6 protein-coding genes are annotated in these 6,652 nt (G+C 58.5%); 3 read left to right on the forward strand and 3 right to left on the reverse strand.

What is annotated here, in order from left to right:
- The first annotated feature begins 81 nt into the window (after positions 1–81).
- The gene (locus FKG94_RS19585; RefSeq protein WP_142928621.1) at positions 82–1,212 is read left to right on the forward strand and encodes a hypothetical protein; all 1,131 of its coding nucleotides are present in this window, start codon (positions 82–84) and stop codon (positions 1,210–1,212) included.
- A gap of 132 nt (positions 1,213–1,344) precedes the next feature.
- Here the strand turns inward: FKG94_RS19585 and FKG94_RS19590 are convergent, their stop codons facing one another.
- The gene (locus FKG94_RS19590) at positions 1,345–1,974 is read right to left on the reverse strand and encodes a DUF924 family protein (protein ID WP_142928622.1); all 630 of its coding nucleotides are present in this window, start codon (positions 1,972–1,974) and stop codon (positions 1,345–1,347) included.
- A gap of 94 nt (positions 1,975–2,068) precedes the next feature.
- On the opposite strand from FKG94_RS19590, the gene olsF reads away from it, so the two are divergent.
- Together olsF and FKG94_RS19600 are read left to right on the forward strand one after the other, a co-directional pair.
- On the forward strand, positions 2,069–3,781 hold the full coding sequence (gene olsF, locus FKG94_RS19595) for a bifunctional ornithine lipid synthase OlsF (RefSeq protein WP_142928623.1): 1,713 nt from the start codon (positions 2,069–2,071) through the stop codon (positions 3,779–3,781).
- A 236-nt stretch (positions 3,782–4,017) separates the two neighbouring features.
- The gene (locus FKG94_RS19600; protein WP_142928624.1) at positions 4,018–4,947 is read left to right on the forward strand and encodes a helix-turn-helix transcriptional regulator; all 930 of its coding nucleotides are present in this window, start codon (positions 4,018–4,020) and stop codon (positions 4,945–4,947) included.
- A gap of 104 nt (positions 4,948–5,051) precedes the next feature.
- On the opposite strand, the gene FKG94_RS19605 is transcribed toward FKG94_RS19600, so the two are convergent.
- Both FKG94_RS19605 and FKG94_RS19610 read right to left on the reverse strand, forming a co-directional pair.
- Positions 5,052–5,789, reverse strand: a complete 738-nt coding sequence (locus FKG94_RS19605) for a hypothetical protein (protein WP_142928625.1) — start codon at positions 5,787–5,789, stop codon at positions 5,052–5,054.
- A 115-nt stretch (positions 5,790–5,904) separates the two neighbouring features.
- Complete coding sequence (locus tag FKG94_RS19610) at positions 5,905–6,447, reverse strand: hypothetical protein (RefSeq protein ID WP_142928626.1); 543 nt, start codon at positions 6,445–6,447, stop codon at positions 5,905–5,907.
- Between the last annotated feature and the right edge of the window lie 205 nt (positions 6,448–6,652).

Genomic DNA, 6,652 nt, shown 5'->3' on the forward strand with positions numbered 1-6,652 from the left:
GTAACTGGACTTTGTAACGACGGTTACCCACCACCACAATAATCAACCCTAATCACTATTCGGCACACCGCACTGACTTCCATGCCCCCACCGCTCACCACGCTGCTGCGACAGCTCCCGAAGCCTGCTTACCTGTGTCTGGGGGCGATTTTGGCAATGCTCGCTACGGCTGCCTATGTGCAACACCATATGGCGCGGGAAGTAGCAGACGGGCACAATCGCTATGGCCAGGCGCTGGCCGATATGACTGCGCAGCAGGCGGTCGAGGCAACACTGAGTAAAGACCTGGTCAGCCTGCAGGTTATTCTGAGCCATGTGGCACAACACAGCGGCGTCGCGACTGCCACCATCCACGATGTGGAAAACCGGTTGCTGGTACAGGCCGGTGACTCACCCGGCACCGCGGCGCGGCGCAACTTCACCGCCACCATCACCCTGCAGGATACGGTGGCGGGCTACGTCACCGTCAGTACGCAGATCAATGCCGATCCGGCCGGTATCTGGCCACCGCTTAGCATCGCGGTCGCGTTGCTGTTGTTGTTCGGCGGCCTGGCCTGGCAGCGAAACCGGCGCCCATCCGACCTGTCGTTACCGGTGGTCACCCCGGCCCGCGTGGTGGATGAGGTCGTACCCCTGGAGACCGAGCCCCCCAGGGAATACCACAGTGCGCTGTTGACCCTGCACAGTGCCAACCTGGGCGAACTGCGCCAACAGCTCAATGGCCAGGCCCTGAAACAACTGTTGAGTCAATTCGAACAACAACTCAACGGTGTAACGGCGCTCTACAACGGCGAATTGCTGCACCTTGACGACCGGTGCCTGCAACTGGTCTTCTACAGCAATAACTCCCGCGATGAGAGCAGTTTTCACGCCATTTGCGCCGCCCTGCTGATGCTCGGCCTGCAGGGGCGCAGCGAGCAGGCGGTGCAACTGCGCCTGAATGCTGCCGTCACCGCGGCTCAGGACAGCGAAGAGACGTTTTACCAGCGCCTGACAACCGGTGTGCAACAGCGCGAGAGCCTCGCCTACCTGGCCCGGGCACCTGTCGATACCCTGCTGGTGCAACAGCAGTTGCTGGAACACAGCACACTGCAGCAACGCCTGCAGTTCCTGCCGCTGGAGGACAACCGGCAGTTCCAACGGGTCAGGGAAATCGACGAGCCCTATCTCAGCCTGCTGGAAAAACAACGCCGGCAGTTGCTGGCGCTGTAGTCAAAGGCCTGTTGCTGATGGCACTTCCTTTTGCAAATTTGTGCCAATTGATCGGTCTGGCACTGACTGGGGCTTTCAGTTGGTTCTGCTGGGCCTGACAAAGCGCCAATCCCGGCGCGAAAGGGCAATGCACTACTGCCCGAAACGCTTGCCGCCACCGTCCAGATAGGCGATTTCCTCAGCGCTCGAGGTGCGCTGCAACACGTCATTGCGGTGGGGGAAGCGTCCAAAGCGCTGGATCAGCGCGAGGTGTTCCCGGGCCGAATCGAGAGCACCGCCCAGCAACCCCCGAAAAGGCGGCGGGGCGACACGCTCCAGTTGCTCGTACAGCTGCACCGCACGGTGGTGGCACGCCAAATCCTCCGCATGTTGCAACGGCATATAGAGAAACATTGCCTCCACCGGATGCAGTGTCCGATCGATCACCCGGTCCAGTGCCCACTGCAGGAGCCCGAGCGCCTGCGCGTCAAACGCAAATGCCCGGGCCTGGCCGCGGTAACAGTGGCGGCTGAACTGATCCAGCACCAACACCGCCGCCAGACAGGTCCGCGGCTCCGCCAACGCCTCGGGGGTGGACGCCGCCACCGGCTCGATCCAGTGACCAAAACGCTGCCTGACCGTCTCGTCGTGAAGCCGGCCCTCGACAAACCAAAACCGCGAGCGCTGCGCCAGTCGACCGGGGTCGCGCTGGCAGTCGTCGAACCAGAAATCCACGATATCCGCAACCGGCAGGTTCTCCACACCCTGTGAATCCGTTGTCATTGCCGCACCTCGTCATATAAGTGTCACAACCCTGTCACCGATTCGTCACCGGCGCGTCGTCTAATTGCAGACAAAACTATAAGTGGTTTTTTCTATGATTAATATCGAACAGGCCGTCACCGATAAATTCCCCGCCTTTTCCCACCAGCCGGCGCTGATTCGCAAGCCGACCCTGACCCTGCTGCGCAAGCTCACCCACGAGCGGGAAATCAACGACTTTCTCGATCATCACCGCAATATCGAGAGCTTCGAGTTTATCGACAGTGTGTTTGACTATTTTAATTTCAGCTACGCCGTCAGCGCCAGCGACCGGGACAATATCCCCGCCCAGGGGCGTCTGGTGGTTATCGCCAACCACCCCATCGGTTCGCTCGACGGCCTGGCCATCCTGCGCCTGGTGGGCGAAGTGCGTCGCGACGTTAAAATCGTCGCCAACGATATGCTGATGAACTTCCGCGCCCTGCAGTCACTGCTGGTGCCGCTGGACAACATGAACGGCGGCGGCGCCCGGCGCAGTTACCGCGCCGTCCAGGAAGCCCTTGAGCGCGAGGAGGCGGTGATTATCTTTCCCGCCGGCGAGGTCTCCCGCGCCCGGCCCACCGGCGTGCGCGACACCCGCTGGCGACCGGGCTTTCTGCACTTTGCCCGGCGCGCGGGCGCACCGATTTTGCCGATCCATATCGGCGCGAAAAACTCCCTGCTGTTCTATAGTGCCTCCATGCTGTTCAAGCCGCTGGGCACTGCGCTGCTGGCGCGGGAGATGTTCAATAAGCAATCCCATGTGATTCGATTTCGCATCGGCGAGCCGATCCCGAGCAGCGCCCTGCGCAGCGATCAACTGCACGACAAAGCGCTGTTGAAGCGCCTGAGAAAGCATCTCTACAAAGTCGGCAAGCGCCACCGCCCGATCTTTGTCACCGAGAAAACCATCGCCCATCCGGAAGACCGCCGGGAACTGCAGCGGGAGCTGAAAAGTGCCAAGCTGCTCGGTGAAACCCGCGACCAGAACGGCATTTACCTGGCCGATTACCGCAACGACTCGCCCCTGATCAGGGAAATTGGCCGCCTGCGGGAAGTCGCCTTTCGCAAGGTTGGCGAGGGCACCGGCGCGCGCCGCGATCTGGACCGCTACGACCGGCACTACCGCCACCTGGTGCTCTGGGACCGAGACACCCTGGAGCTGGCCGGCGCCTACCGGCTGGGCGAAATGGGCAAGCTGCTGACCCGGCAGGGCGAGGACGGACTCTATATTCGCTCTTTATACCGATTTCAGCCTGAGTTTCGCGGCTATCTGGAACATGGCCTGGAGCTGGGCCGCAGTTTTGTCAACCCATTGTACTGGGGCAAGGCCAGCCTCGATTACCTGTGGCAGGGCATCGGCGCCTATCTGCGCCATCACCCCGAGGTGCGTTACCTGATCGGTCCGGTCAGCATGAGTGCCGATTATCCCCGCGAGCTGATCGACCCGTTGGTATTCCACTACCAAAACCACTACGCCTGTGCCGAGACCCTGGTAAAGGCCAACCAGCCTTATACCATGACGCCCGCCAGCGCGCGCGCTATTGCGGCAAAGTACGGGCACCTGGACCGCGAAGCGGCCTTTGCGCTGTTGCAAACCACCTTCCAGGAAGCCGGCCAAAAACTGCCGGTGCTGTTTAAGCAGTATGCGGCCCTGTTTGAAAGCGGTGGTTTTCAACTGCTCGCCTTCAGTGTCGATCCGGATTTTGGGGATTGCCTGGACGGCTTGTTCCTGGCGGACCTGACCAAACTGAAACCGGCCAAGCGCAAGCGGTATCTGGGTATCTGAAAGCTGCTTTAGAACTGCCGGATACAACCTCCCTGTTGTGCCGGCAGGTTGGTATGCGCGGTTCAGTTAATTTTCCACAGACAACCCGACCAATTTCACACAGATCCGGGTATAGACTGTGATGTAGTCTATACCCTGCTGTCGCAGTATCGACTGATGCGCGGGCTTTCACAACCGGCGGCAGTCGCTCACAGTTGCAGCCGACAGGGAGAAAATCGACGTAGGTAGGGACGACAATGGAAGGCATGGACCGGCTGCCGGCACTGATTTCCGGCGCAGAGTATGAAGACTATCACCCCGGCACAGTAGCGATCAGCAGTAAAGGGCAAAAATACTGGGACAATCTGCTGCTCACCCGTTACCTGTCACCGAAGTGCTCAGCGGGCAGCGCCTGCCCGGCCACCACTGATCATATTCTCGCTTTTTCTGACAGCGGTGCGGTAAAGGGACACTACGCATTCAATACAGGGAAATGGCAACCCTATGTCTGGCGCCAGCGAGAATGGCTGCTTGGCCAGGCATTCCAAAACGCCTGCAAGTCGAGGTGGAATGCATTGAGCGATGACGGCACCGAGTTATCGGTATGCTACCTGCATCTGTCTCCGACATTCCTGGAAAACGTGGCGCTACAGGTGGCGGATCGCGATGCCACTAACATCGAACTCCCCCATCAGCTCGGCATTAGCGATCCGCTGATGCTTCAACTTGGGCTGGCGTTGCGCAGCGAAGCTGAATGTCCCAACCTCTATGGGAAAATTTTTATAGAGACAGCCGCCCACTTGCTGGCAACACACCTTCTAAAAAACTACAGCACCACACCCTACAGGATATCGAAGCCCAATCACCGCAGGCACGGCGGAGCGTGGAGAACAGTCATTGACTATATACACAGCAAACTCGATAAAGAGCTTTCCCTCCAGGCCATCGCCGGCGTTGCCAATATGAGCCCCTACCATTTCGCGCACACGTTCAAGGACACCATGGGAATAGCGCCGCACCGGTATATCATAAAAACCCGTATCGAGAAGGCGAAGCGATTATTGCGGGACACGAATTTACCCATCAATCTGATTGCCCTGGAAGTCGGCTATACGAGCAGCCACTTCATTCGTATGTTTAAACGTCTGGTCGGGGTCTCGCCGGGTATATACCGCAAACAAATTTGAGTCAGGTGTTACCGCGGTGCCGGGCCAACCGCTGGCCGGCATTGCACCGCGGCAGCGCGCGGCGGCCGGCCTTTCGAAGGGAATATTGTATCCCACCCGGCAGCTCAATGGTCTCTGTCCGCAACCAGCCGCTCCTCGAGCTCTCTCATGGAAACCCCGGCATCGGTAAAATAGACGGTAAGCCTGCCGTCATCACCGGGCTTGGTAAAGCCGCTGCCGACAAACGGCGGCAGCCCGACCACATCACTGATATCCGGCACTTCGCCACCGGCCTGGGCAAACATCGCCCGGCAAAAACCGTCGCCGCACTGCATCGCTTCAACACTGACACCGGGCAATCGCTCAAGCGTCTCAGTGACCTCCGACAGAGCCCGCTGGGAATACTCGACATCGACATAGTTCATAGCGATCAGATCGTCCATCCAATGCCTCAGATCGACTTCGGTCACAGTTGCAACCGCCCCGGTATGGCCTGAGAGATTTTCGGTTTCCGCTTTTATGTGAGCGTCGTCACCAGTATCGCCGGATCCCCGAGCGGAAGTCTTGCCGCCGGTTTCCACGGCCGCCACCCTGGCCTCAAGCGCTTTGACCAGATCGATAAGGCTGTTTTTCTCGGCACGCACTTTATCCAACTGTCTCTGGTTGGCCTGCTGCAAGCCTCTCAGGCTGTCAGACAAGTCGTCCATCTTGCTATTGAGTTCTTCAAAGCCATATAAATCCGTTTGCTTCAAACCCTGTAAATCCATCGACACCAGCGGTGCTTCCGGGACTCTGTCACTGAGAAAAAAAACCGCCCCGACACCCACCACAAACGTCACGGCTATCGCTAGCTTCGCTTTCATTTTGGCACCTCCATGCAGGCCAAATACAGCAATACCCCGACCGGGCACCAGGGTAGCGTCCCGGTCGGGCGGTGCCATATCGACGCCTTAATTGAAAAACTACTGTGTTATAACATCAGTTGTTATAACAGATGGCCGAGCAACGGGCGTCGGCGTCACTGCTTTTTCCGAGCCTGGCCTCGAGAATCCAGTCGGCCCCGCTCGACCGGTATGCCCGGCACCGCGCCCACTCCCTTGAAGTATCCGTTTCTTCAATTTCAACTTTACTTAAAAAGCAAAAATGATTGGCGTGAGTACGCATCGGCGTCCAGGCCACCCCGGCGTTGCTTTTGTTTTGTGTCCATGTACCATCGTAAGACACGGCTTGTGCTTGCAGTGAGCCCAGCAACACCCCTAATACCGCTAACACTTTAATCAGTCTGATTTCCATTTTGTTACTCCTATAAATATATCCAATTGCAAAAAAAGTGATAAAACCAAAAGGTCGATCATGGACAGCATCAATCGGCCACGGTGCTGATAGTAGACAAAACCGGCGTTGCAGGAGTTGCTGTTCTTGCGGAAAAACGGCGCTCGCTTGCGGAGCTGGTGGATCAGGGAAAAAGCGGGCATCGGGTCCGGGGACGGCAAGAAACTTACCGTAGCCACCGGCACCCACGCCGCCGCAACGGCAAAGTCAAGATAATCTCAATGTTACGCAAATCGATTTGGCACTATTGGCAACCGGTGCCACATATTCGGTTCAACCGAGCTGTGATGTCCCAGTACCAGCGCGGTGCGGGGTCCGGTGCGGTCGGTCCGGTTCGGGGTCGGTTCGGGGTCGGTTCGGGGTCGGTTCGGGGTCGGTTCGGGGTCGGTTCGGG

This window comes from Exilibacterium tricleocarpae, from assembly GCF_007004655.1.
Taxonomy (GTDB): Bacteria; Pseudomonadota; Gammaproteobacteria; order Pseudomonadales; family Cellvibrionaceae; genus Exilibacterium; species Exilibacterium tricleocarpae.